The organism is Massilia antarctica (assembly GCF_015689335.1).
In the GTDB taxonomy this organism is placed as follows: Bacteria; Pseudomonadota; Gammaproteobacteria; order Burkholderiales; family Burkholderiaceae_D; genus Telluria_A; species Telluria_A antarctica.
This window is the reverse complement of record NZ_CP065053.1, coordinates 344,443-366,901: the sequence shown is the minus strand read 5'-3', so window position 1 is coordinate 366,901 and position 22,459 is coordinate 344,443. Positions and strand designations below refer to the sequence as shown.

Here is a 22,459-nt window from a genome sequence, read left to right as displayed (position 1 = left end):
CGCAAGCCTTACCGACTGCACGCATGAGAACTGAGAATGCAATGACGGCCACCGCGGCGGGAGGCCGATGGACTGGAGCCTGATTCTGATCCTGCTGGCCATGGGCGCCGGCGGCGGCTTCGCGGCCGGCTTGCTGGGTATTGGCGGCGGCATGGTGCTGGTGCCCTTCATCACGATGATTTTCACGGCCAGGCATTTCCCGCCCGAGGTGGTGGTGCACATGGCGATCGCCACCTCGCTCGCCACCATCATGTTCACCTCGCTGTCCTCGGTGCGCGCGCATCACGCGCATGGCGCGGTGCTGTGGCCGATCGTCAGGCTGCTCGCGCCCGGCATCGTGCTCGGTTCGTGGATCGGCCCGTGGCTGGGCAAACAGCTCGATACCACCACCCTGGCGCTGGTGTTCGCCCTCTTCGTGGCATTCTCGGCCACGCAGATGCTGATCGGCGGCAAGCCGGCGGCAGCGCGCGAGCTGCCCGGCGCGCCCGGCATGTTTGCCGCCGGCGGCGCCATCGGCGTGGTGTCGGGTGTGGTGGGCGCGGGCGGCGGCTTTATTTCGGTGCCGTTCATGAGCTGGTGTAACGTCAGGATTCACAATGCCGTCGCCACCAGCGCCGCGCTGGGCTTTCCGATCGCGCTGTCGGGCACCCTGTCGAATATCTGGTTCGGCTGGCACCAGGCCGGCCTGCCGCCGTATTCGCTCGGCTACATCTACGTGCCCGCGCTGGCCGTGATCGCCGCCGCCAGCGTGCTGCTCGCGCCCCTGGGCGCGCGCGCCGCCCACCGCATGCCGGTGCAGCAGTTAAAGCGCGTGTTCGCCCTTATTTTGTATGCGCTGGCTGGCTATATGCTGTGGAAGGCGTTTCACTGACCCGCTGGCGGTAAGCCCAGACCAGCATCGCCACGCCGCCGATAATCATCGGCAGCGACAGCATCTGGCCCGACGTGACCGGCAAGCCGGCCAAGGTGACCTGCCAGTCCGGCACCCGGAAGTATTCCGTGAAAAAGCGCGCGCAGCCGTACAGCAGGGTGAACATCGCGCCCACGGCCAGGCGCGGCCGCTCCTTGCGCGCATAGATCCACAGCAGCACGAATACGACCAGTCCGTCGACGATCATCTGGTACAAGGGCGATGGATGGCGCGGGCCTTGCACGCCGGGCCACAGCATGGCCCACGGCAGGCTGGGGTCGGCCATCCTGCCCGGCAGTTCGGCGTTGATGAAGTTGCCCATGCGCCCGGCCGCGTAGCCCAGCGGCACCAGCGGCGCGATGAAATCGTAGACGTCGAGCAGCTTACGCTTGGCCTTGCGCGCCCACAGCGCCATGCCGACCAGCACGCCGATGAAGCCGCCGTGGAAGGACATGCCGCCCTGCCAGACCTTGAAGATGGCCACCGGATCGGCCAGGAAGCGGGCCGGCTGGTAAAAGAAGACTTCGCCCAGGCGCCCGCCGATGATCACCCCGAGCATGCCGTAGAACAGCATGTCGTCCAGGTCTTCCTTTTTCCAGCCGCGCGCGGCGATGTGGGGCTGCCTGATGCGCACCCGCCCGAGCGCGAGGAACATGGCGAAGGCCAGCACGTACATCAGGCCGTACCAGTGCACATGCAGCGGGCCCAGCGAAAAGGCGACGGGGTCAGGCATCGGGTGGGTCAGCATCAGTATTTTTCCTCAGTAAATCCAAAAAACCCTGCAAGACCGGCGAGACTGTATCGCGCCGCCAGGCCAGCCCGGTTTCCACCTGCGGCGCCGGATCGCGCAGGGCCCGGTATTCTACGCCGGGCCGCATCAGATTGGACACCGATTGTGGCACAAGTGCCATCCCCATGCCGGCCGACACCAGGCTGACGATGGTCTGCATCTGGATCGCTTCCTGCCCGATCTCGGGTGTGACCCCGGCCGCGCGAAAGCACGCCAGGATGGCATCGTGCAGGGCCGGCGCGATCGGGCGCGGAAAGATAATCAGCGGCAGCGGCGCCAAGGCCGCCAGCGAGACCGGCGCATCGCCGGCGGCGCCGGCGAGGCCGGCCGGCAAGGCGGCGATCAGCGGCTCGGTCAGCACCTTGAGGTAATCGAGTTCCAGGCGCGCCTTGTCCGGCAGCGGCGGGATCAAGAGGCCCGCATCGATGCGCCCGCGCAGCAGTTCGTCGATCTGCACGTCCGAGGTGGCTTCCTGCAGCGCGATCCGTACCTGCGGAAATGCAGCGCGGTAGCTGCGCAGGAAGGGCGGCAGCACGCTGTAATCGGCCGAGGAGACGAACGCCAGGGACAGGCGGCCCGCCTCGCCGCCGGCCGCGCGCCGCACCAGCGCGGATAGAGCGGCGCTGGCGGCCAGGATGCGGCGCGCTTCCGGCAGCAGGGCCTGGCCGGCCGGGGTCAGCTCGACGGCGCGGCGGCTGCGCGCGAACAGGGGCGCACCGAGCAACTCTTCGAGGCCCTGGATGGTTTGCGACAGCGGCGGCTGGGTCATGTGCAGGCGCAGCGCGGCCTTGCCGAAGTGAAGTTCTTCAGCGACGGCGACAAAATAGCGCAACTGGCGCAGTTCCAGGTTCATCGATATGTTTTTCCATGTGAATAAGGTGTTGTGATATGTGTTGCGACTCACAGCAATGCAAATGATATATTTGACTCTCGCCCGGGGGCAAGGCATTCTTGCCAACATCAGATCAAACTCAGATCATTACCGGAGTGAAGCCATGTCAGACCAGCCACCTTATAACCGTCGTTCCCGCAACATCACCGAAGGCGTCTCGCGCAGCCCGAACCGCTCGATGTACTACGCCATGGGCTATGAAACCGAGGATTTCGACAAGCCGATGATTGGCATCGCCAACGGCCACTCGACCATCACTCCCTGCAACTCGGGCTTGCAAAAGCTGGCCGACATCGCCATTGCCACTATCAAGGCCGCCGGCGCCAATCCGCAGGTATTCGGCACCCCGACCATTTCGGACGGCATGTCGATGGGCACCGAAGGCATGAAATATTCGCTCATCTCGCGCGAAGTCATCGCTGACTGCATCGAAACCTGCGTCAATGGTCAATGGATGGATGGCGTGGTCGTGATCGGCGGCTGCGACAAGAACATGCCGGGCGGGATGATCGCCCTGGCGCGCACCAATGTGCCGGGCATTTATGTGTACGGCGGCACCATCAAGCCGGGCAACTGGAAGGGCAAGGACCTGACCATCGTCTCGGCCTTCGAGGCGGTGGGGGAATTCACGGCCGGCCGCATGTCGAAGGAAGACTTCGACGGCATCGAGCGCAATGCCTGCCCGTCGGCCGGTTCCTGCGGCGGCATGTACACGGCCAACACCATGTCCTCCTCGTTCGAGGCGCTGGGCATGGGCTTGCTGTACTCGTCGACCATGGCCAATCCGGACGACGAAAAGGTCGGCTCGGCCGCCGAATCGGCGCGCGTGCTGGTCGAAGCGGTGAAAAAGGATTTGAAGCCGCGCGACATCATCACCCGCAAATCGATCGAAAACGCGGTGTCCCTGATCATGGCGACGGGCGGTTCGACCAACGCCGTGCTGCACTACCTGGCGATTGCCCATGCGGCCGAGGTTGAGTGGACCATCGACGACTTCGAGCGCGTGCGCCAGAAAGTGCCGGTCATCTGCAACCTCAAGCCGTCCGGGCAGTACGTGGCGACCGACCTGCACAAGGCGGGCGGCGTTCCGCAAGTGCTCAAGCTGCTGCTCGACGCCGGCTTGCTGCATGGCGACTGCATCACCATCACCGGCCGCACGATCGCCGAGGAACTGGCCGAGATCCCGTCGGTACCGGACCCGAAGCAAGATGTGATCCGCACCATCGACAAGGCGCTGTACAAGCAGGGGCACCTTGCCATCCTGAAGGGCAATCTGTCGCCGGAAGGCTGCGTGGCCAAGATTACCGGACTGAAAAATCCCGTGATCACTGGTCCGGCGCGCGTGTTCGACGACGAATATACGGCCATGGATGCCATCCTGGCCGACGGCATCAAGGCGGGCGACGTGCTGGTGATGCGTTACCTGGGGCCGAAGGGGGGGCCGGGCATGCCGGAAATGCTGGCGCCGACCGCCGCGCTGATCGGCAAGGGGCTGGGCGAATCGGTGGGCTTGATTACCGACGGGCGCTTTTCGGGCGGGACCTGGGGCATGGTGGTGGGGCACGTGGCGCCGGAAGCCTTCGATGGCGGCACGATTGCGCTGGTGGAAGAGGGCGATTCGGTGACCATCGATGCACATCAGCAGCTGATCCAGCTGAACGTGAGCGATGAAGAGATTGCGCGCCGCCGTGCCAACTGGGTCAAGCCGGCGCCGAGGTATACGCGTGGGGTGCTGGCCAAGTTCGCGGCCTTGGCATCGTCGGCCAGCAAGGGCGCTGTAACGGGTTAAGTCACTGAAAGGTCGCCGGAACCGTCGCCCTTACCTTTATCCACCGTCGCCCCCGCGCAGGCGGGGGCCCAAGTTTTCTGCTCAGTCAAAGGCAGGGTCCGGAGTGACAATTCCGCCGGACCCTGTCTGTGAACGGCGACGGCGGTCCACTTGCGCAAGCTGCGCCGCTGCCACTTCAGCAGTCTGTCTGCATCCGGCAGCGTGTGATAAAAATGGTAAAAAATTATTATTGACTGAAAATTAATTTGATGGGTAAGATGTAACAACCCTTACTCCGGAAGCCATCAATGAAAATTATCGCATTCGCCGTCGCCACCTTGTTCGCGCTTCCATCACAGGCCGCCATCGTCAGCTACGACTTCACGGCCGTGGTTTCGCACATGTTTGAATACAACGGTGCGACCAGCCAGGTCACCACGGTGACCGAGAGCGCCATGTCGGGAGTCCAGATTGCCAATGGCTACACGGTTCATGGGCGTTTCAGTTTCGATACCATGACACCGCTGTCGAGTATCTATCAGCCCGAGCAGCCCGCCGGGGGCTCCTATCTGCTGTATAGCGACGCGCCTGCCAACACCACCACGCTCTCGTTCGACCAGAACGGCTATACCTACCGGTCCAGGGCGGAGGGGCTTTCGTCCCTGATCCAGGTGGCCAACCGCTTGCCAGGCCAGGGTGCGGATGTCTTCAGCCTGAGTACCTACAACAGTTCGATGCCGTCCTCGTTTGAGTCCTCCACATTGAACTTGTTCGACCTGGATGGTCGGGCATTTGGGAGCGGCGCCATCCCAACGACACTCGATCTGGCCTTGTTCGGCTATGCCAACATCGGCTACGGGTGGCTACGCCGGGCCGATGGCAGCCAAGTCCACGCGAACGCAGACCTGACGTCCATGCGGCTGGTTGCGGCTGCGGTGCCCGAGCCGGACAGCTGGGCGCTGATGTGCCTGGGAATCGCTGTGCTCGGGGCAGCCGGCGCGCGCGGCCGTACACGCAATGCTGGCGCGCGACGCACCAGCACCTGATCCAGTTGAATGTGAGCGATAAATAGATTGCGCGCCGCCGCGCCAATTGGCTCAAGCGGCGCCGAGATATACCCGGGGCGTGCTGGCCAAGTTCGCGGCCTTGGCATCGTCGGCCTGCAAGGGGGCTGTGACGGGTAAAAATCAAGGACAGGTCGCGGAACCGTCACATCAAAAACCGTCGCATGAAAAACCGTCGCATGAGAAACCGTCGCATGAAAAACCGTCGCCCCCGCGCAGGCGGGGGCCCAAGTCTGCTCCGTAGCCAATAACTGAGCAGAAAACTTGGGCCCCGCCTGCGCGGGGCGACGGTTTTTAGGTCATCGGTTTTCGATCACTTGCCCAGATAGGGCCGCCTTGGCGCGGGGGCGACGGTTTTCTAGGCCACGTCCGCTGACGCCGCAATACATTTACTTCTTGTTCGCCTTCTCAAACGCCTCTTTCACCCTGGCCTTGCGCCGTGCCTCATCCACGTTGTGCGCTTTTTTCTTGTCCAGCCCCAAAATCTTTTCGACGAATTCGAACCAGATGAAAGCGGCGAACATCAAACCAATCACCCACCACCACGACAACTCGGCAAAACGCCAGACTTCGAAATAGCGCAGACCCACAAGCGCTGCAATTAATAGTATCACTGGCATGGCAAACTCCTTTTCATACGCATATCTTACAAACAATTGCTCCCGAGGGGCAGTAAAATCGTGTCGATGAGCAAATAGCTGGGTCAACCATCCACAGGCTTGACCCGTTATAGAACGTGTCACCGCCCATTCGTATTGCGGAAACGCGGTAAAATCGCATTCAGTTGTTCACCCTGGAGAAATACATGAAACGGTCCCTGATGTTGTTCACGGTGTTGTCGGCGCTGGCTTCGTCGAGCGCCATGGCAAACGCCGATTTGGCAAAAGCAAAAAATTGCATGGCGTGCCACGCTGTAGCAAGCAAGCTGGTCGGCCCTGCGTATAAGGACGTTGCGGCAAAGTATGCCGGCCAGAAGGATGCTGAAGGCAAGCTGGTGGCCAAAGTCATGAAAGGCGGTTCCGGCGCCTGGGGCGCGGTACCGATGCCAGCCAACCCGCAAGTGACCGAGGCTGAAGCCCACACCCTGGTCAAATGGGTTTTGGCACAGAAATAAGGCACTGCTCTCCAATAAAAACGCGCTGTCACTGCAGCGCGTTTTTTTATGCCTGGCGCCACCCTGGCCGTGGCCAAGGCCAGCTCAGCAATTACTTCACGACCGACATCTTGGTCTTCTTGCCGCCTTTGAAGGTGAACATGGTCAGCGCGCCATCCTTGATGTCGCCCTTGTCGTCGAACTGAATCAGGCCGGTCACGCCCTGGTACTTGATTTTTTGCAGTTCAGGCAGGTACTTGACCGGGTCGGCCGACTTGGCGTTTTGCATCGCGGTCGCCATCACCATCACCGCATCGTACACATACGGCGAGTACAGCTGGACGGACTCGTTGGGGAAGCGTTTTTTGTAGCGCGCCACAAAGTCGGCCATCGCTTTTTCCTGATCGCCGGTCACGCCGCCCGCTTCGGCGCAGGTCACATTGCCTTCGCCCACGCCATCGCCGGCCAGGCGCACCAGGGATTCGGTGCAGACGCCGTCGCCGCCCATGAATTTGGCGTTGATGCCCAGCGCCTTCATTTGCTTGAGCATCGGTCCGCCCACCGCATCCATGCCGCCGAAGAAGATCAGGTCAGGCTTCTTGCCTTTGAGCGAGGTCAGGATGGCGGTGAAGTCGGTCGCGGTGGCGCTGGTGAATTCCTTGCCGACGACCTTGATCGCCGGATTTGCTGCCTTGGCGCCCTTGAGGAACTCGGTGGCCACGCCCTGGCCGTAAGCCGAGCGGTCATCGATGACGGCAATATTGGTCGCTTTCAGGGTCTCGACCGCGTAGCGGCCTAGGGTGCCGCCGAGCTTGTTGTCATTGGCGACCACGCGGAAGGCCGACTTGAAGCCTTGCTTGGTGTACTCGGGAATCGTGGAGGAAGGGGAAATCTGGGGAATGCCCGCGTTGTGGTAAATCCGCGAAGCCGGTACGGTGGTGCCCGAATTGAGGTGGCCGATCACGCCCTGCACCTTGGCATCGACCAGCTTCTGCGCCACGGCCGTGCCCTGCTTGGGATCGGCGCCGTCATCTTCCAGCACCAGTTCCAGCTTGGCTTTCTTACCATTGATCATGAAGCCCTTGGCGTTCAATTCTTCCACGGCCATCTTGGCGCCGTTCTCGTTATCCTTGCCCAAGTGCGCGCTGGCGCCGGAGATCGGCGCAACGTGGCCGATCCTGACGACGTCCTGGGCGCTGGCACTGCCGGCAAATGCCATGGCGATTGCGAGTGGAATGAGTTTGGTCGTGAACTGCATGTGCATTCTCCATTGGATTGAAAACAGACAGCGCTCGTGGCGCCGTTTCGAAAATTTTATGTAGGGCAAAAGGTACAACAAATTAAATGCTTCGCAAAGCCGATTGTCAAAATTTTAGCAACAATTTGAGCCATCTCACCATCAACGCAGGTGCAGGCATTGCGTGCACGCCGGGGTGCGCCGGATTGCCGCTGTTTTGTAAGCAAATGAAAGGAGCTGCCCGGACGGCAGGCGCGGGCAGGCTACTTCTGGCTCTGCAGATGGCTCAGTTCCTGGGCCACCGCACGCACCACGATGCTCTCGATGGTGTCGTGCAGGCCGGTGCGCAGCTCGGCCGTGAGCCCGGCCACGGCATGCTGCAGCACCTGTTCCATGCTGTCGCGCAGGCGCTGTTCGAGCACGAAGTCGACTCTTCCCTGGATTTGCTGGAGGATGCGTTCGGACAGGCGGCGTTCGAGCGCCGCCCATTCCGGGTCGCTCCAGTCCGCCAGCAGGGGTTCCTGCGCCGCCGGCTGCGCGCCGGGGTCGGCTTGCGCCTCGCCCTGGTCGGAAAACAATTCCGTCAGGACGGGGATATTCGGGTCGAACGGACGAGCCTGGGTCATGACTGGCCTGCGACGAAGTGGGTCAGTGGATAGGATTGCTGCTTGTAGGCGACGTAACGCTTGCGCCCGGCGGCAGCGTCGCTGTCATCGGTGGAAATGATTTCGAACACGCGCTGGAAACGCCCGAGCTGGGCCGGCGTGGCCCGCGTCAGGTTCACCAGCATGTCGTAATGCGGCAGCTCGGCATCGTCGCGGTCGGTGATGATGATGGGCGTGTGCGCGGCCAGCGGGTCGCTGGCCATCACATGCGGCAGGAAATCGGTTTCCGACAAGGTCCACAGGGCCGCATCCAGCGCCGCCGCCTGGGCCGTATCCTCGGCCAGCAGCACCACCCTGGCGCGGCTGGCATAGGCCTTGCGCGCCAGCCGGCAGGCGTAGCTCAGCTTGTCCGGGATGTTGGTATGGAAATCGATTCGCGTCATCGGCGTGCTCAGAACACGAAGTCGGAAGGCGGCGTCTTTTCCTGCTTCGGCGCCCGCCTGGCGTCGTCGACATTCTTGGCATTGTCATCGGCTTTCGGCACCACCGGCTCCGGCGGTGCTGCCGAGGTCGGTTGTGGGTACTGGTAGTTCGACGGCAGGATTTTCTTTTCCGGATACGCAGCCTCGGTCAGCATGGTATTCCATGCGCCGGATTCAAAGCCAGTCGACTTGGCACGGCCAACCTTGATGAATGGCAAGCGGCCATCGCTGCCCGCTTCCTTGAGCTTGGCTTCGTCGGAAGCGGTTTGCACGGTTTTCTCGGCAAACGGAATGCCGCGCTCTTTCAAGAAAGTACGCGCCTGGTCGCAAAAATTGCACTTGGCGCGTGTGTAGAGCACCACCGGATGCGCGCGCACCGCCTGCGCCAATGCATATGGCAGTTGCACGCTGGCCGAGCCGCCGGCGCCGGCCTTGATTTCCACCGGCTTGGTGTTGGCCGGCGGCGGCTGGTCGCTGAACGTGACCTTGCCCGAGGCATCGACCCATTTGTACATCTGCTGTGCAGCGGCGCCGCCCGCGCACAGCAGCAGTGCCATCATCGTGCCAGTCATCATTTTTGTTGCTGTCATTACAATTCTCCTGCTGGCACGGTCTTTCAGGACTGCATGCCGCTGTGGCGCAACAGCGCATCGATACTGGGCTCGCGGCCGCGGAAGGCCTTGAACGATTCGAGCGCGGGGCGCGAACCGCCGACGGCCAGTATCTCTTGCTGGAAGCGTTTACCGGTTTCTTCGGACAGGGCTCCGCCTCCCGCCTCGACCGCTTCTTCAAAGGCGGCGTAAGCGTCGGCGGATAATACTTCAGCCCACTTGTAGCTATAGTAACCGGCGGCGTACCCTCCGGCAAAAATATGTCCGAAAGAGTGTTGGAAACGGTTAAATGCGGGCGGCATCATGACCGAAAACTTCTGGCGCACATCGTTGATCAATTCCTGCACCGTTTGCGCGCTGGCCGGATCGAAGTCGTAGTGCAGGTGCATGTCGACCAGGGAAAACTCCACCTGGCGCAGGGTTTGCAGGCCGGACTGGAAGTTCTTGGCGGCCAACATCTTGTCGTACAGCGCGCGCGGCAGCGGCTCGCCCGTCTTCACGTGGGCGGTCATGTGTTGCAGCACATCCCATTCCCAGCAAAAATTTTCCATGAATTGCGATGGCAGCTCGACCGCGTCCCACTCCACTCCGGAAATGCCGGACACGGCGATTTCATCGACCTGGGTCAGCATATGATGCAAACCATGGCCAAATTCGTGGAACAGGGTGGTCACTTCGTCGTGTGTGAACAGCGAGCTCTGCAACTGGCCGTCGACCGTGGCCGGCGGCGTGAAGTTGCAGGTCAGGTAGGCCACTGGCGTTTGCAGGGTACCGCCGGTTTGCAGGCGGCGTCCGCGCGCGTCGTCCATCCAGGCGCCGCCGCCCTTGCCGCTGCGCGCGTACAGGTCGAGGTAGAACTGGCCGACCAGCTTGCCGTCGCGCTCGATGCGGAAGAAACGCACGTCCGGATGCCAGACGGCGGCCGTGTCGGGCAAGATCCGGACCGAGAACAGGCTTTGCACCAGGCGGAACAGGCCGTCCACGACTTTCGGCTCGGGGAAGTATTCCTTCACTTCCTGGGCCGAAAAGGCATAGCGGCGCTCGCGCAGTTTTTCAGAGGCGTAGGTCAGGTCCCAGGCTTCGACCTGCTCGATACCCAGTTCATCCCTGGCGAAGGCGCGCAGTTCGGCCAGGTCTTGCTCGGCGAACGGACGCGCGCGGCGTGCCAGGTCTTCCAGGAATTCGATCACGTGCTCGGGGCTCTGGGCCATCTTCGGCACCAGCGAGACTTCGGCGAAATTGCGATAGTCGAGCAATTTGGCTTCTTCATCGCGCAATTTCAGCAAACTGGCGATGTTGCTGCTGTTATCCCACTTTTCGAGCTCGCTGAACACGGTGCCCAGTTCCGACGCTTTCGTGGAGCTGGCGCGGTAAATCGTTTCGCGCAACTCGCGCTTGTCGGCAAATTGCAGGATCGGGAAGTAGGAGGGGAAGTGCAGGGTGAACTCCCAGCCAGCCTTGCCATCCTTCTCGGCGGCGGCGCGCGCCGCCTGCCTGACGTCGTCCGGCAGGCCGGCCAGGTCGGCCTCATCGTCGACCATGAGCTTGTAGTCGTTGGTGGCGTCGAGCACGTTTTCCGAGAAACGGGTCGAGATGCTCGCGTGCTGTTCCTGGATTTCAGCGAAGCGCTCTTTTTTAGACTCGGGCAATTCGGCGCCGCCCAGGCGGAAGTCGCGCAGGGCGTTTTCGACGATGCGCTTGCGCGCCGGCGACAGCGCGTCATAGGCGCTGCTGGCGCGGACCGCCTTGTATTTCGCGAACAAGGCTTCGTTCTGGGCCAGCGCGGTCCAGAATTCGGTCACTTTCGGCTGGTTGTCGTTGTAGGTGGCACGCAGTTCGGGCGTGTCCATCACGTTGTTGAGGTGGCTGACCACGCCCCAGGCGCGGCCCAGCTGTTCGGTCGCTTCTTCGAGCGGGATGACAAAGTTGTCCCACGTTACGTCGTCGCTGGGCGCTTCGAGCTCGGCCACGACCGCGCTCGCATGCGCGATCAGCTGGTCGATAGCCGGCGTGACATGCTCCGGCTTGATGTCATTAAAACGTGGCAGGTCGCTGAAATCGAGCAGGGGATTGCTGGTATCGGTCGTCATCGTGTTTTCCTCATGTCGTTTTCAATTAAATTGTCAGGCGCGTCGGCTTGCCGCGCCGGCAAGCTGCGGGTTTAGCCGCGCTCGGCCGCTTCGACCGTGTTCATCAGCAGCATGGTAATCGTCATCGGCCCCACGCCGCCCGGCACGGGCGTGATGTGCGAGGCCACCTCGCGCACCGCCGCGGTATCGACATCGCCACACAGTTTGCCGTTATCGTCGCGGTTCATGCCCACATCGATCACGATCGCACCGGGTTTGACCATGTCGGCGGTCAAGGTGTTGCGGCGCCCCACGGCGGCCACGACCACGTCGGCCTGGCGCGTGTGGTAAGCCAGGTCCGGGGTCGCACTATGGCATATGGTCACGCTGGCGTTCGCTTGCAAGAGCAGCAGCGCCATTGGCTTACCGACCGTGTTGCTGCGGCCGATGACGACCGCGTGCTTGCCGCGCAAGTCGTAACCGGTGCTTTCGATCAATTTCATGCAGCCATACGGCGTGCACGGGCGGAAACCCGGCAGGCCGGTCATCAGTTCGCCGGCGCTGAGCACCGAGTAGCCGTCCACATCCTTGGTGGTGGAGATCGCCTCGATCACCTTGTTCGGATTGATGTGCTTGGGCAGCGGCATCTGTACCAGGATGCCGTGGATCGCCGGGTCGCTGTTCAGGCTAGCGATGCGGTCGAGCAGGGCCGCTTCGGTCAGGTCGGCATCGTACTTTTCCAGGATCGAATGAAAGCCCACGTCCGCGCACGCCTTGACCTTGTTGCGCACGTACACGTGGCTGGCCGGATCTTCTCCCACCAAAATCACTGCCAGCCCGGGCTGCTTGCCCTTGGCGGTCAGGACACTGGCGCGCTGCTTGATTTCTGCGCGTAATTGTTGGGAGAGGAGAACACCATCGATCAGTTGAGCGGACATGATTTTTAGCCGGGAAAAGAGTGGGGGAGAAAAGCGTGGGACAAAAGCGGGATTATAAAGCCACTGCTGCTATCGCGTGCCCCAAATCCCCGGAACTACCCATACTCTTGCCTTGAAGGAAAGGTGAACTTTACGTTCACGTCAAGTCAAATCCCATAATATGAAACGATATATCGCTATTTGAAAAAGCGGAAAACTACTGTTAGAATTGCTCCACTAAATTTGGGTATTGGTAAATAATCAGCAAAACGTCCGCCGTCGATGTCGATCGGGTAGGGCACTAACAAAGGAGACGCATCAATGTCAGCTCAACTCGACCAGTTGACGGCAGCAGCCGCCAACGATCCCGACACGCTCGAAACCAAGGAGTGGCTCGACGCGCTCGAAGCCGTCATTGAAAATGAGGGCACCGACCGCGCGCACTACCTGATGGAGCGCATGGTCGACCTGGCCCGCCGCCGCGGCGCCCACATCCCGTTTTCCAGCAACACCGCCTACGTCAACACCATCCCCACCCACCTCGAAGAACACTGCCCCGGTAACCTGGAGTACGAAGAGCGCCTGCGCTCGTGGATGCGCTGGAACGCGATGGCGATGGTGGTCAAGGCCAACCGCGCCGACGGCGACCTGGGTGGCCACATTTCGAGCTTCGCCTCGCTGGCGAACATGCTCGGCATCGGCTTCAATCACTTCTGGCGTGCCCCGACCGCGGACCACGGCGGCGACCTGCTGTACCTGCAAGGCCACTCCTCGCCGGGTATCTACGCGCGCGCCTTCCTCGAAGGCCGCCTGTCGGAAGACCAGATGCTCAATTTCCGTCGCGAAGTCGACGGCAAGGGCTTGTCGTCCTACCCGCACCCGAAACTGATGCCGACCTTCTGGCAGTTCCCGACCGTCTCGATGGGCCTGGGCCCGCTGATGGCGATCTACCAGGCGCGCTTCCTCAAGTACCTGCACGCGCGCTCGATCGCCGACACCTCCAACCGCAAGGTCTGGGTGTTCTGCGGCGACGGCGAGATGGACGAGCCGGAATCGATGGGCGCGATCGGCATGGCCGCGCGCGAACGCCTCGACAACCTGGTGATGGTCGTGAACTGCAACCTGCAGCGCCTTGACGGCCCTGTGCGCGGCAACGGCAAGATCATCCAGGAACTCGAAGCGGACTTCCGCGGCGCCGGCTGGAACGTGGTCAAGGTCATCTGGGGTCCGGGCTGGGACGCCCTGCTGGCCAAGGACAAGGACGGCATCCTGCAGCGCGTGATGATGGAAACCGTCGACGGCGAATACCAGAACTACAAGGCCAAGGACGGCGCCTACGTGCGCAAGAACTTCTTCGGCAAGCATCCGAAGCTGCTGGAAATGGTCGCCAACATGACCGACGACGATATCTGGCGCCTGACCCGTGGTGGTCATGATCCGCACAAGATCTACGCCGCCTTCAAGATCGCCCAGGAAAACAAGGGCAGCCCGACCGTCCTGCTGGTGAAAACCGTCAAGGGCTTCGGCATGGGCAAGTCCGGCGAAGCGCGCAACACCGCGCACCAGACCAAGAAGCTCGACGACGAAGCGATCCGCGAAATGCGCGACCGCTTTGCGATCCCGATCCCGGACGACAAGCTGGCCGAGATCCCGTTCTTCAAGCCGGCCGACGATGCGCCGGAAATGGTCTACCTGCACAAGCGCCGCGAACTGCTGGGCGGCTACCTGCCGCAGCGCCGTCCGCAAGCGGCCGAATCGCTGCCGGTGCCTGCGCTCTCCGCATTCCAGAACGTCCTGGACGCGACCGCCGAAGGCCGTGAAATCTCGACCACGCAATCGTTCGTTCGCATCATCTCGACCTTGCTGCGCGACCCGAACCTGGGCCAGCGCATCGTGCCGATCCTGGTCGACGAATCGCGGACCTTCGGCATGGAAGGCTTGTTCCGCCAGATCGGCATCTTCAATCAACAGGGCCAGTTGTACGAGCCGGTTGATAAAGACCAGGTCATGTACTACCGCGAAGACAAGGCCGGCCAGATTCTGCAGGAAGGCATCAACGAAGCGGGCGGCATGAGCTCGTGGATCGCCGCGGCGACCTCGTACTCGACCAACAACCGGATCATGATCCCGTTCTACACCTTTTACTCGATGTTCGGCATGCAGCGCATCGGCGACCTGGCGTGGGCCGCGGGCGACATGCGCGCACGCGGCTTCCTGATGGGCGGCACCGCTGGCCGTACGACCCTGAACGGCGAAGGCTTGCAGCACGAAGATGGCCACAGCCATGTGATGGCGGCGACCATTCCCAACTGCCTGCCGTACGATCCGACCTTCGCGCATGAAGTGGCGGTCATTGTCCAGGACGGCCTGCGCCGCATGGTGGCGGAGCAGGAAGACGTGTTCTACTACATCACCCTGATGAACGAGAACTACGAGCAGCCAGGCCTGACGCCGGGCACGGAAGCGGGCATCCTGAAAGGCATGTACCTGCTGAAGGCGGGCGACGCCAGCGTCAAGCAGCGCGTGCAGCTGGTCGGCTCCGGTACCATTTTGCGCGAATCGATCTTCGCGGCCGAACTGCTGCAGAAGGACTTCGGCATCGCGGCCGACGTGTGGTCGGCGCCGTCGCTGACCCTGATCGCCCGTGACGGCCAGGACGCCGAGCGCTGGAGCATGGTCCACCCGACCGACGCGCCGCGCCTGCCGTATGTCACGCAGCTGATGGAAAAGACCACCGGTCCGATCATCGCCACGACCGACTACATGCGCCTGTTCGCGGAACAGATCCGCGCGTTCATGCCGAAGGGCCGCACCTACAAGGTGCTCGGTACCGATGGTTTCGGCCGTTCCGACAGCCGGGTCAAGCTGCGCGAGTTCTTTGAAGTGAACCGTTACTACATCGTGGTAGCGGCGCTCAAATCGCTGGCCGACGAAGGCGCGATTGCCACCTCGGTGGTGGCGGAAGCGATTGCCAAGTACGGCATCAATCCTGACAAGCCGAATCCGGTGACCCAGTAACTTTGCCCGGCGTTCCGGCCCCGCGCTTGACTTGGGTTCCCGCGCAGGCGGGAACCCAAGTGCGGTGAGCCGTCGCGCGACTAAACGAATAAGAACGGAGTAAACGCTATGAGCATTGTGGAAGTCAAAGTCCCGGACATCGGCGACTTCAAGGAAGTCGAAGTCATCGAACTGATGGTCAAGCCGGGCGACACCATCAAAGTCGACCAGTCGCTGATCACGGTCGAATCCGACAAGGCCAGCATGGAGATCCCATCCAGCCACGCAGGCGTGGTCAAGGAACTCAAAATCAAGGTCGGTGACAAGGTCGCCGAAGGCGCGCTGTTGCTGATCCTCGAAAGCGATGATGCGGCTGCCGCACCTGCCGCACCTGCCGCACCTGCCGCAGCAGCACCAGCAGCAGCGCAAGCAGCCGCTCCGGCGCCTGCTGCCGCACCGGCCGCCGCTCCGGCAGCAGCACCGGCACCGGCCGCAGCCCCTGCACCAGCGGCAGCAGCCGCACCAGCCCAATCGAACGCCAAGGCCCACGCCTCGCCATCGATCCGCAAGTTCGCGCGCGAACTCGGCGTCGATCTGCTGCGCGTGGCCGGCAGCGGACCGAAAGGCCGCATCACCCAGCAAGACGTGCAGAACTTCGTCAAGGGCGTGCTCGCGAGCGAGTCGCCGGGCAACGGCAGCAAGGCGTCCGGCGGCGGTTCCGGCGTGGGTCTGGACCTGCTGCCATGGCCATCGCTCGACTTCAGCAAATTCGGCCCGACCGAACTGCTGCCGCTGTCGCGCATCAAGAAAATCAGCGGCCCGAACCTGCACCGCAACTGGGTGATGATCCCGCACGTGACGCAGTTCGACGAATCCGACGTGACCGACCTCGAACAGTTCCGCGTCGATTCGAACGCCGCTCTGGCCAAGTCCAAGTCGACCGTCAAGCTGACCATGCTCGCTTTCGTGATCAAGGCCAGCGTCGCCGCGCTCAAGAAGTACCCGGCGTTCAATGCATCGATCGACGCCACCGGCGCCAACCTGATTCTCAAGCAGTACTACAACATCGGCTTCGCGGCCGACACCCCGAACGGCCTGATGGTCCCGGTCATCAAGGACGCCGACAAGAAATCGATCTCGCAGATCGCCGTCGAAATGGGTGAGCTGTCGGCCCAGGCGCGCGACGGCAAGCTCAGTCCCGCCAACATGCAGGGCGCGACCTTCACCATCTCGTCGCTCGGCGGCATTGGCGGCACGGCCTTCACGCCGATCATCAACGCACCGGAAGTGGCGATCCTTGGCCTGTCCAAGTCCTCCATGAAGCCGGTGTGGGACGGCGCGGCATTCCAGCCGCGCCTGATGCTGCCGCTGTCGCTGTCGTACGATCACCGCGTGATCGACGGTGCCATGGCCGCGCGCTTCACCGCTTATCTGGCCGAAGTGATGGCCGATCTGCGCAAGACCTTGTTATAAGGACGACACAGCGATGAGCACAATCGAGGTAAAAGTACCGAATATCGGCGACTTCAAGGAAGTCGAAGTCATTGAAGTGATGGTCAAGGTGGGCGACACGATCAAGGTCGACCAGTCCCTGATCACCGTCGAATCCGACAAGGCCAGCATGGAAATCCCTGCCAGCCACGCCGGCGTGGTCAAGGAAATCAAGGTCAAGGTGGGCGACAAGATAGCCGAAGGCTCGATGCTGCTGGTGCTGGACGTTGCCGGTGACGCAGCGGCGGCTCCTGCCGCTGCCGCACCTGCTGCCGCTCCCGCAGCAGCCGCACCAGCCGTACCAGCCGCAGCTCAGGCTCCTGCGGCGCCGGTTGCCGCAGCCCCTGCGCCGGTCATGGCCAAGTACGACGGCAAGGTCGACATCGAATGCGAAATGATGGTGCTGGGTGCGGGTCCCGGCGGCTATTCGGCGGCGTTCCGTTCGGCCGACCTGGGCATGAACACGGTGCTGATCGAGCGTTACGCGTCGCTCGGCGGCGTGTGCCTGAACGTGGGCTGCATTCCATCGAAAGCGCTGCTGCACGTGGCCGCCGTGATCGATGAAACGCAAGCCATGTCCAAGCACGGCATCAGCTTCGCCAAGCCGGAAGTCGACATCGACCAGCTGCGCGCCTACAAGGACAAGGTCATCACCAAGATGACCACCGGCCTGGCGGGCATGGCCAAGATGCGCAAGGTGAATGTGGTGCAGGGTGTCGGCCAGTTCGTCAGCGCCAACCACATCGAAGTGACCGCCGCCGACGGCAGCAAGAAGGTAGTCCAGTTCCAGAAGGCGATCATTGCCGCCGGTTCGGCTGTCGTCAATTTGCCGTTCGTGCCGAAAGATCCGCGCATCGTCGATTCGACCGGCGCGCTGGAACTGCGCCAGATCCCGAAACGCATGCTGGTCATCGGCGGCGGCATCATCGGCCTGGAAATGGCCACCGTCTACTCGACCCTCGGTGCCCGCATCGACGTGGTCGAGATGCTCGATGGCCTGATGCAGGGCGCCGACCGCGACATGGTCAAGGTCTGGCAGAAGTTCAACGAGAAGCGCTTCGACAAGGTCATGACCAAGACCAAGACGGTGGCCGTGGAAGCGCTGGAAGAGGGCATCAAGGTCTCGTTCGAAGCGGCGGAAGCCGGCGTCACCGCGCCCGAGCCGCAGATTTACGACATGGTGCTCGTTGCCGTCGGCCGCAGCCCGAACGGCGGCAAGATCGCGGCCGACAAGGCTGGCGTGACGGTCACCGACCGCGGTTTCATTCCGGTTGACGCGCAAATGCGCACCAACGTGCCGCATATCTTCGCCATCGGCGACCTGGTGGGCCAGCCGATGCTGGCGCACAAGGCGGTGCATGAAGCGCACGTCGCCGCCGAAGCGGCGCATGGCGAGAAGGCTTTCTTCGACGTCAAGGTGATTCCATCGGTGGCCTACACCGATCCGGAAGTGGCATGGGTCGGCATTACCGAGGACGAGGCGAAAGCGAAGGGCATCAAGCTGGAGAAGGGGCACTTCCCCTGGGCCGCGAGCGGCCGCGCGGTGGCCAATGGCCGCGACGAGGGCTTTACCAAGCTGCTGTTCGACGCCGAGACGCACCGCATTGTCGGTGGCGGCATCGTCGGCACGCATGCGGGCGACATGATCGGGGAAATCGCGCTGGCGATCGAGATGGGTGCCGATGGCATCGATATCGGCAAGACGATTCACCCGCATCCGACCCTGGGCGAATCGATCGGCATGGCGGCGGAAGTGTATGAAGGCGTGTGCACGGACTTGCCGCCGGTGCGCAAGAAGTAAGCGCCGCAAATAAAAAAAGCCCCGTTCACGCCTGCGTCAACGGGGCTTTTTTTTGTAACCTAAAAATTAAAGACCGTCGTTCCCGCGCAGGCGGGAACCCAATTCCGTACCGTAGTCACAGTCGACTCGACGAACTTGGGTTCCCGCCTGCGCGCACTGTCGTCCGGAATAATTTTCTTGACGCGCTCACGAGAAGAGGCATCCTTGAATTTCTGCGAATTCGTGCGCCGCTTGTCGTCGTCGGCGATCATGTAAATCTTCGGTGTCCGTACGTTGAAATAGGGTTGCGCGGACGAAGCAAAGGCAATCCCACAGGGTCCGTTTCACACGGTTGGACTCGTTGAACAGTGCAACCAACAAATAACTGATGAGAGCGGTAAGTATCTGAATCCGGACCGCATTTTCAGATCGTCCGAGGAACTGCTTGATCTTGAGGTGCTGCTTGATCCATTTGAAGAACAGCTCGATTGCCCAGCGCTTTTTGTAGTGCTGGGCAATTTCCATGGCACTACTGTCGAAGTCGTTAGTAGCCAGAACGATGGGCGTATCTTTGTTCGGCCGCGCCACGATGACACGGCGCAAAGGCTTCCCAAAGTAGAGATTGATCCGTTTTCCGCCGAGCCGTTTGTGCTTGAAAGTAACGATTTCGTCGCTGAGCACGATGTGCGCATCATCAGCAGGGATGTCCGATTTCTGCAGGACGTTGACAGCGGCGTTGTTCTTGAAACGAGTAACAAAGCGCGCGTTGGCCTCGTCAATGGATTTCCACCAATTGAAATCGCAATAGCCCTTGTCAAATACATAGAGCGCGTTCGCTTCGAGCGGTACGTCAACTGCCCGTTCAACGTCATTGACGTTGGGGTGGCTAATGTCGTGCCAGACAGGGATTGCATCATGGGCATCATACAAAACGTGCAGCTTCAAGCCTTGCGTATTGCGAGTGCTATTCTCGGGCGTCCACCTCTCAAACTCCCGTCCCTTCAACGTCAACGAGGTGGAGTCAAGCAAATACATCAGATCATTGCTTTGCTGGCGCAGCTTACGCGACACCTTCCCCATCAACCAGGCAGCGGTATCACTAAACACCGTGTCAGATCGATTCTCATTGGCGTCAGCCAAGGTGGAGCGCTTGATCGCTGACGTACCAAGATGGTAGTGATGCGCGACATGACTGTTGAAGCCAGTCTCCAGTGGTCGCAACCCCTTCGCCTCACTGATCTGCGCGTAGAGCATGGCAATGAGATGATCCCAATGCCCGAACTTCTTGCAATATTTGTCGGCATTGTGCCGTTCGACTAGTTGAGCGAAGGTTCCTCGCGGGAGCCCCTTCATTAAACGCTGAAAAGTAGTTATGCTGAACATGTTGCAGGTTTGGTTTTTAAGTTGGCAAACAGAGGTTAACCCTCGTAAACCAATACCTGCAACCCTTTTAACGTTGTCAACCCACTTTATTCCGGACAGCAGTGCGCCTGCGCGGGAAGTCGTTTCTGGCAGTGCCAGGAACGACGGTGGGGTAGTATCTCTTAGTGAAAACTCACCCACCGCGTAGGAATCTCAATATTCCCCGAGCGCGCGGCGGCCGCATACGCGTGCATCTCCGCGACCACCGCTTCGAGTTGTTCCATATTCGGGTTTTCCAAAAAAACCTTCATCCGTTCATTCAGTGACGCTTGCTGGTCATGCCATTCGTAGCGAGCAGACTTGCTCATACATCCTCCTTGAAAGACTGAACTTTGACAGAAATGATGCACCACTTCGGTGCGATGACGCACATTCTGCCGGGCACGCGGCACGCTGCCGCCTCAGGGCGCGCGCAGAACGCTGCGGTAAAACAGATCCAGACGCTGCTCCAATGCCTTCACCACGTCTTCCCGTGCCTGCGGCGCCGGCTGAAACAAGAACCGGCCGAAGTATTCGCCCTGCACGCAGTTGAGCAGAAAGGTCGGAATCAGTTCCAGCGCCAGATCCTCGCGCAACTGGGAGCGGATGTCCGGCCGCGCGAAATAGCGCATCAGCATCTCGCGGGTCTGGCGCGGACCCGCTTCGTAAAACGATGCCGACAATTCCGGATTGGACGGCGCTTCCGCGATCACCATGCGCTGCATGCTTAACGCTTCCGGCGCGCTGATCATGTCGAAAAACTGCAGGCTGAATTCGGAGATGACCTGCTTGAGCGGGCGCATGTCCTGTTCCACCGCGTTGGCAGCGAAAAAGCGGCTGCGGTTGGACTTGAGCACCGCCTGGAACAAACCGGCCTTGCCGCCGAACTTGACGTAAATCGTGCGCACCGCCACGTGGGCTTCGCGCGCAATGGTTTCCAGGCTGACCTTGCCATAGCCATGCTTGAGCATCAACTGGCCGGCGGTTTCGATCAGATTGTTGTGGCGCGCTTCGAGCTCGCAAGCGCGCGGCCGGCCCGCCGATTTGGCGGCCGGTACGGGTGGGGCAGGGATGGCTGTCATCATGCCGTCACTCTAATTCAAAATAAAATGAAATGCAACCGTTTCATTTCTTGACTTGGCTAAATGCTTAGGGAATAATGACCCTACCCCATTTCATTATCGGAGCAGTACCATGTCGCAAGCACCAGCCAAGGCCGAGCCGCAAGCCCTCGCCGCCGTTCCACCCGTCCAGGCGCCCGCCGCGACGCCGCCCAACTGGCGCGTGCGCGGCATTCTGGCCCTGATCGCCCTGCTGGCGATTGGTGCCGGTGGCCGCATGTGGTACCGCAGCTCCCATTTCGTCGAAACCGAGAACGCCTACGTCTCCGGCCACGTGCACCCGGTATCGGCCCGCATCGCCGGCGTGGTGACCAAGGTGCTGGTGGAAGATAACCAGAGCGTCAAGGCCGGCGACCTGATCGCCGAACTCGATCCGGCCGACCAGCGGGTCAAGGTCGAACAGATCCAGGCGCAGATCGCCAGCGCCCAGCAGCAGGTGCTGCAGGCCGACGCCCAGGTCGAACAGGTGCGCGCGCAAGCCGCCGCCGCTTCGGCCCAGGTGCTGCAATCGGAAGCGCAGCTGCTGCGCGCCAAACAGGATGCCGAGCGTTTCGGCCAGTTGTATACCTCGCAGATGAAAGCCGTCTCGAAAGCCGAACTCGATGCCGCCAACGCCGGCCGCGCCGGTGCGGTGGCCGACGTCTCGGCGCGCCGCGGCACCGTGGTCGCGGCCCAGGCCCAGATCACCGCCGCCGGCGCCGCGCGCGATGTCGTCAAGGCCCAGATCAAGGTCCTGCAAACCCAGTTGAAGGACGCCCAGCAGCAGCTGGCCTACAACCGCATCGTGGCGCCGGTCGACGGGCGCCTTGGCCGCCGCAGCGTGGAAGTGGGTGCCCGCGTGCAGCCCGGCCAGCAGCTCGCCGCCATCGTGCAGGACGACGTCTGGATCACCGCCAATTTCAAGGAAACCCAGCTCGCCGGCCTGCAGCCCGGCCAGACGGTCCACGTCGTGATCGACGCCATGCCGAAGCATCCGCTGGTCGGCCGCATCGACAGCTTCTCGCCAGCCTCGGGCAACCAGTTCGCGCTGCTGCCGGCCGATAACGCCACCGGGAACTTCACCAAGATCGTCCAGCGCGTGCCGGTCAAGATCGTATTGCGTGCCGAAGACGTCAAGGCCCTGCAAGGGCGCCTGGTGCCGGGCATGTCGGCAATGGCCGAGATCGAACTCGGTCAGGAAGCTCCTGCCACCAAGACCGCGACCGCCCCGGCCGCCCCTGCAGCCCACTAA

At 61.8% G+C, this 22,459-nt stretch carries 20 protein-coding genes; 8 read left to right on the top strand and 12 right to left on the bottom strand.

Annotated features, from left to right (window positions below):
- Positions 1–67 precede the first annotated feature (67 nt).
- The gene (locus IV454_RS01705) at positions 68–871 is read left to right on the top strand and encodes a sulfite exporter TauE/SafE family protein (protein ID WP_206089911.1); all 804 of its coding nucleotides are present in this window, start codon (positions 68–70) and stop codon (positions 869–871) included.
- On the opposite strand, the gene lgt is transcribed toward IV454_RS01705, so the two are convergent.
- Together lgt and IV454_RS01695 are read right to left on the bottom strand one after the other, a co-directional pair.
- Entirely contained in the window at positions 822–1,658 is an 837-nt protein-coding gene (gene lgt, locus IV454_RS01700) for a prolipoprotein diacylglyceryl transferase (RefSeq protein WP_206089910.1), read from the bottom strand. The genes IV454_RS01705 and lgt overlap by 50 nt on opposite strands.
- Positions 1,636–2,553 (bottom strand): LysR substrate-binding domain-containing protein, encoded by a 918-nt coding sequence (locus IV454_RS01695; protein ID WP_206089909.1) that lies wholly within the window; start codon positions 2,551–2,553, stop codon positions 1,636–1,638. Before IV454_RS01695 ends, lgt begins: the two co-directional genes overlap by 23 nt.
- Before the next feature lie 142 nt (positions 2,554–2,695).
- On the opposite strand from IV454_RS01695, the gene ilvD reads away from it, so the two are divergent.
- Positions 2,696–4,381 (top strand): dihydroxy-acid dehydratase, encoded by a 1,686-nt coding sequence (gene ilvD / locus IV454_RS01690; RefSeq protein WP_206089908.1) that lies wholly within the window; start codon positions 2,696–2,698, stop codon positions 4,379–4,381.
- A 287-nt stretch (positions 4,382–4,668) separates the two neighbouring features.
- On the top strand, positions 4,669–5,406 hold the full coding sequence (locus IV454_RS01685) for a PEP-CTERM sorting domain-containing protein (protein ID WP_206089907.1): 738 nt from the start codon (positions 4,669–4,671) through the stop codon (positions 5,404–5,406).
- Between the two features lie 407 nt (positions 5,407–5,813).
- Here IV454_RS01685 and IV454_RS01680 read toward each other — a convergent pair whose 3' ends face one another.
- The gene (locus IV454_RS01680; RefSeq protein WP_206089906.1) at positions 5,814–6,044 is read right to left on the bottom strand and encodes a TIGR04438 family Trp-rich protein; all 231 of its coding nucleotides are present in this window, start codon (positions 6,042–6,044) and stop codon (positions 5,814–5,816) included.
- Between the two features lie 185 nt (positions 6,045–6,229).
- On the opposite strand from IV454_RS01680, the gene IV454_RS01675 reads away from it, so the two are divergent.
- Entirely contained in the window at positions 6,230–6,538 is a 309-nt protein-coding gene (locus IV454_RS01675) for a c-type cytochrome (RefSeq protein WP_054264297.1), read from the top strand.
- A gap of 91 nt (positions 6,539–6,629) precedes the next feature.
- Here the strand turns inward: IV454_RS01675 and IV454_RS01670 are convergent, their stop codons facing one another.
- The 6 genes from IV454_RS01670 to folD all read right to left on the bottom strand — a co-directional run bounded on the left by IV454_RS01670 (position 6,630) and on the right by folD (position 12,459).
- Positions 6,630–7,775, bottom strand: coding sequence for a branched-chain amino acid ABC transporter substrate-binding protein (locus IV454_RS01670; protein WP_054264296.1), 1,146 nt, complete (start codon positions 7,773–7,775; stop codon positions 6,630–6,632).
- Between the two features lie 242 nt (positions 7,776–8,017).
- A complete protein-coding gene (locus IV454_RS01665) occupies positions 8,018–8,380 on the bottom strand; it encodes a DUF2486 family protein (RefSeq protein ID WP_206089905.1) in 363 nt (120 codons plus the stop codon).
- On the bottom strand, positions 8,377–8,802 hold the full coding sequence (locus IV454_RS01660) for a DNA polymerase III subunit chi (protein WP_206089904.1): 426 nt from the start codon (positions 8,800–8,802) through the stop codon (positions 8,377–8,379). Before IV454_RS01660 ends, IV454_RS01665 begins: the two co-directional genes overlap by 4 nt.
- An 8-nt stretch (positions 8,803–8,810) precedes the next feature.
- A complete protein-coding gene (locus IV454_RS01655) occupies positions 8,811–9,431 on the bottom strand; it encodes a glutaredoxin family protein (protein WP_229521994.1) in 621 nt (206 codons plus the stop codon).
- 26 nt (positions 9,432–9,457) lie between these two features.
- On the bottom strand, positions 9,458–11,542 hold the full coding sequence (locus IV454_RS01650) for a M3 family metallopeptidase (protein WP_206089902.1): 2,085 nt from the start codon (positions 11,540–11,542) through the stop codon (positions 9,458–9,460).
- 71 nt (positions 11,543–11,613) lie between these two features.
- Positions 11,614–12,459: a bifunctional methylenetetrahydrofolate dehydrogenase/methenyltetrahydrofolate cyclohydrolase FolD gene (gene folD / locus IV454_RS01645; RefSeq protein ID WP_206089901.1), complete on the bottom strand. Its 846-nt coding sequence runs from the start codon at positions 12,457–12,459 to the stop codon at positions 11,614–11,616.
- Positions 12,460–12,759: 300 nt separating this feature from the next.
- On the opposite strand from folD, the gene aceE reads away from it, so the two are divergent.
- The 3 genes from aceE (at position 12,760) to lpdA (ending at position 18,727) form a co-directional block, all read left to right on the top strand.
- Positions 12,760–15,456: a pyruvate dehydrogenase (acetyl-transferring), homodimeric type gene (aceE, locus tag IV454_RS01640; RefSeq protein WP_206089899.1), complete on the top strand. Its 2,697-nt coding sequence runs from the start codon at positions 12,760–12,762 to the stop codon at positions 15,454–15,456.
- A gap of 108 nt (positions 15,457–15,564) precedes the next feature.
- Entirely contained in the window at positions 15,565–16,908 is a 1,344-nt protein-coding gene (gene aceF, locus IV454_RS01635; protein WP_206089897.1) for a dihydrolipoyllysine-residue acetyltransferase, read from the top strand.
- A gap of 13 nt (positions 16,909–16,921) precedes the next feature.
- Positions 16,922–18,727 (top strand): dihydrolipoyl dehydrogenase, encoded by a 1,806-nt coding sequence (gene lpdA, locus IV454_RS01630; RefSeq protein WP_206089896.1) that lies wholly within the window; start codon positions 16,922–16,924, stop codon positions 18,725–18,727.
- A 186-nt stretch (positions 18,728–18,913) separates the two neighbouring features.
- On the opposite strand, the gene IV454_RS01625 is transcribed toward lpdA, so the two are convergent.
- The 3 genes from IV454_RS01625 to IV454_RS01615 all read right to left on the bottom strand — a co-directional run bounded on the left by IV454_RS01625 (position 18,914) and on the right by IV454_RS01615 (position 21,192).
- On the bottom strand, positions 18,914–20,089 hold the full coding sequence (locus IV454_RS01625) for an IS4 family transposase (RefSeq protein WP_206087730.1): 1,176 nt from the start codon (positions 20,087–20,089) through the stop codon (positions 18,914–18,916).
- A gap of 161 nt (positions 20,090–20,250) precedes the next feature.
- On the bottom strand, positions 20,251–20,436 hold the full coding sequence (locus tag IV454_RS01620; RefSeq protein ID WP_206089895.1) for a hypothetical protein: 186 nt from the start codon (positions 20,434–20,436) through the stop codon (positions 20,251–20,253).
- Positions 20,437–20,529: 93 nt separating this feature from the next.
- Entirely contained in the window at positions 20,530–21,192 is a 663-nt protein-coding gene (locus tag IV454_RS01615) for a TetR/AcrR family transcriptional regulator (RefSeq protein WP_229521992.1), read from the bottom strand.
- 109 nt (positions 21,193–21,301) lie between these two features.
- Here IV454_RS01615 and IV454_RS01610 point away from each other — a divergent pair, with 109 nt between their 5' ends.
- On the top strand, positions 21,302–22,459 hold the full coding sequence (locus IV454_RS01610) for an HlyD family secretion protein (RefSeq protein WP_206089894.1): 1,158 nt from the start codon (positions 21,302–21,304) through the stop codon (positions 22,457–22,459).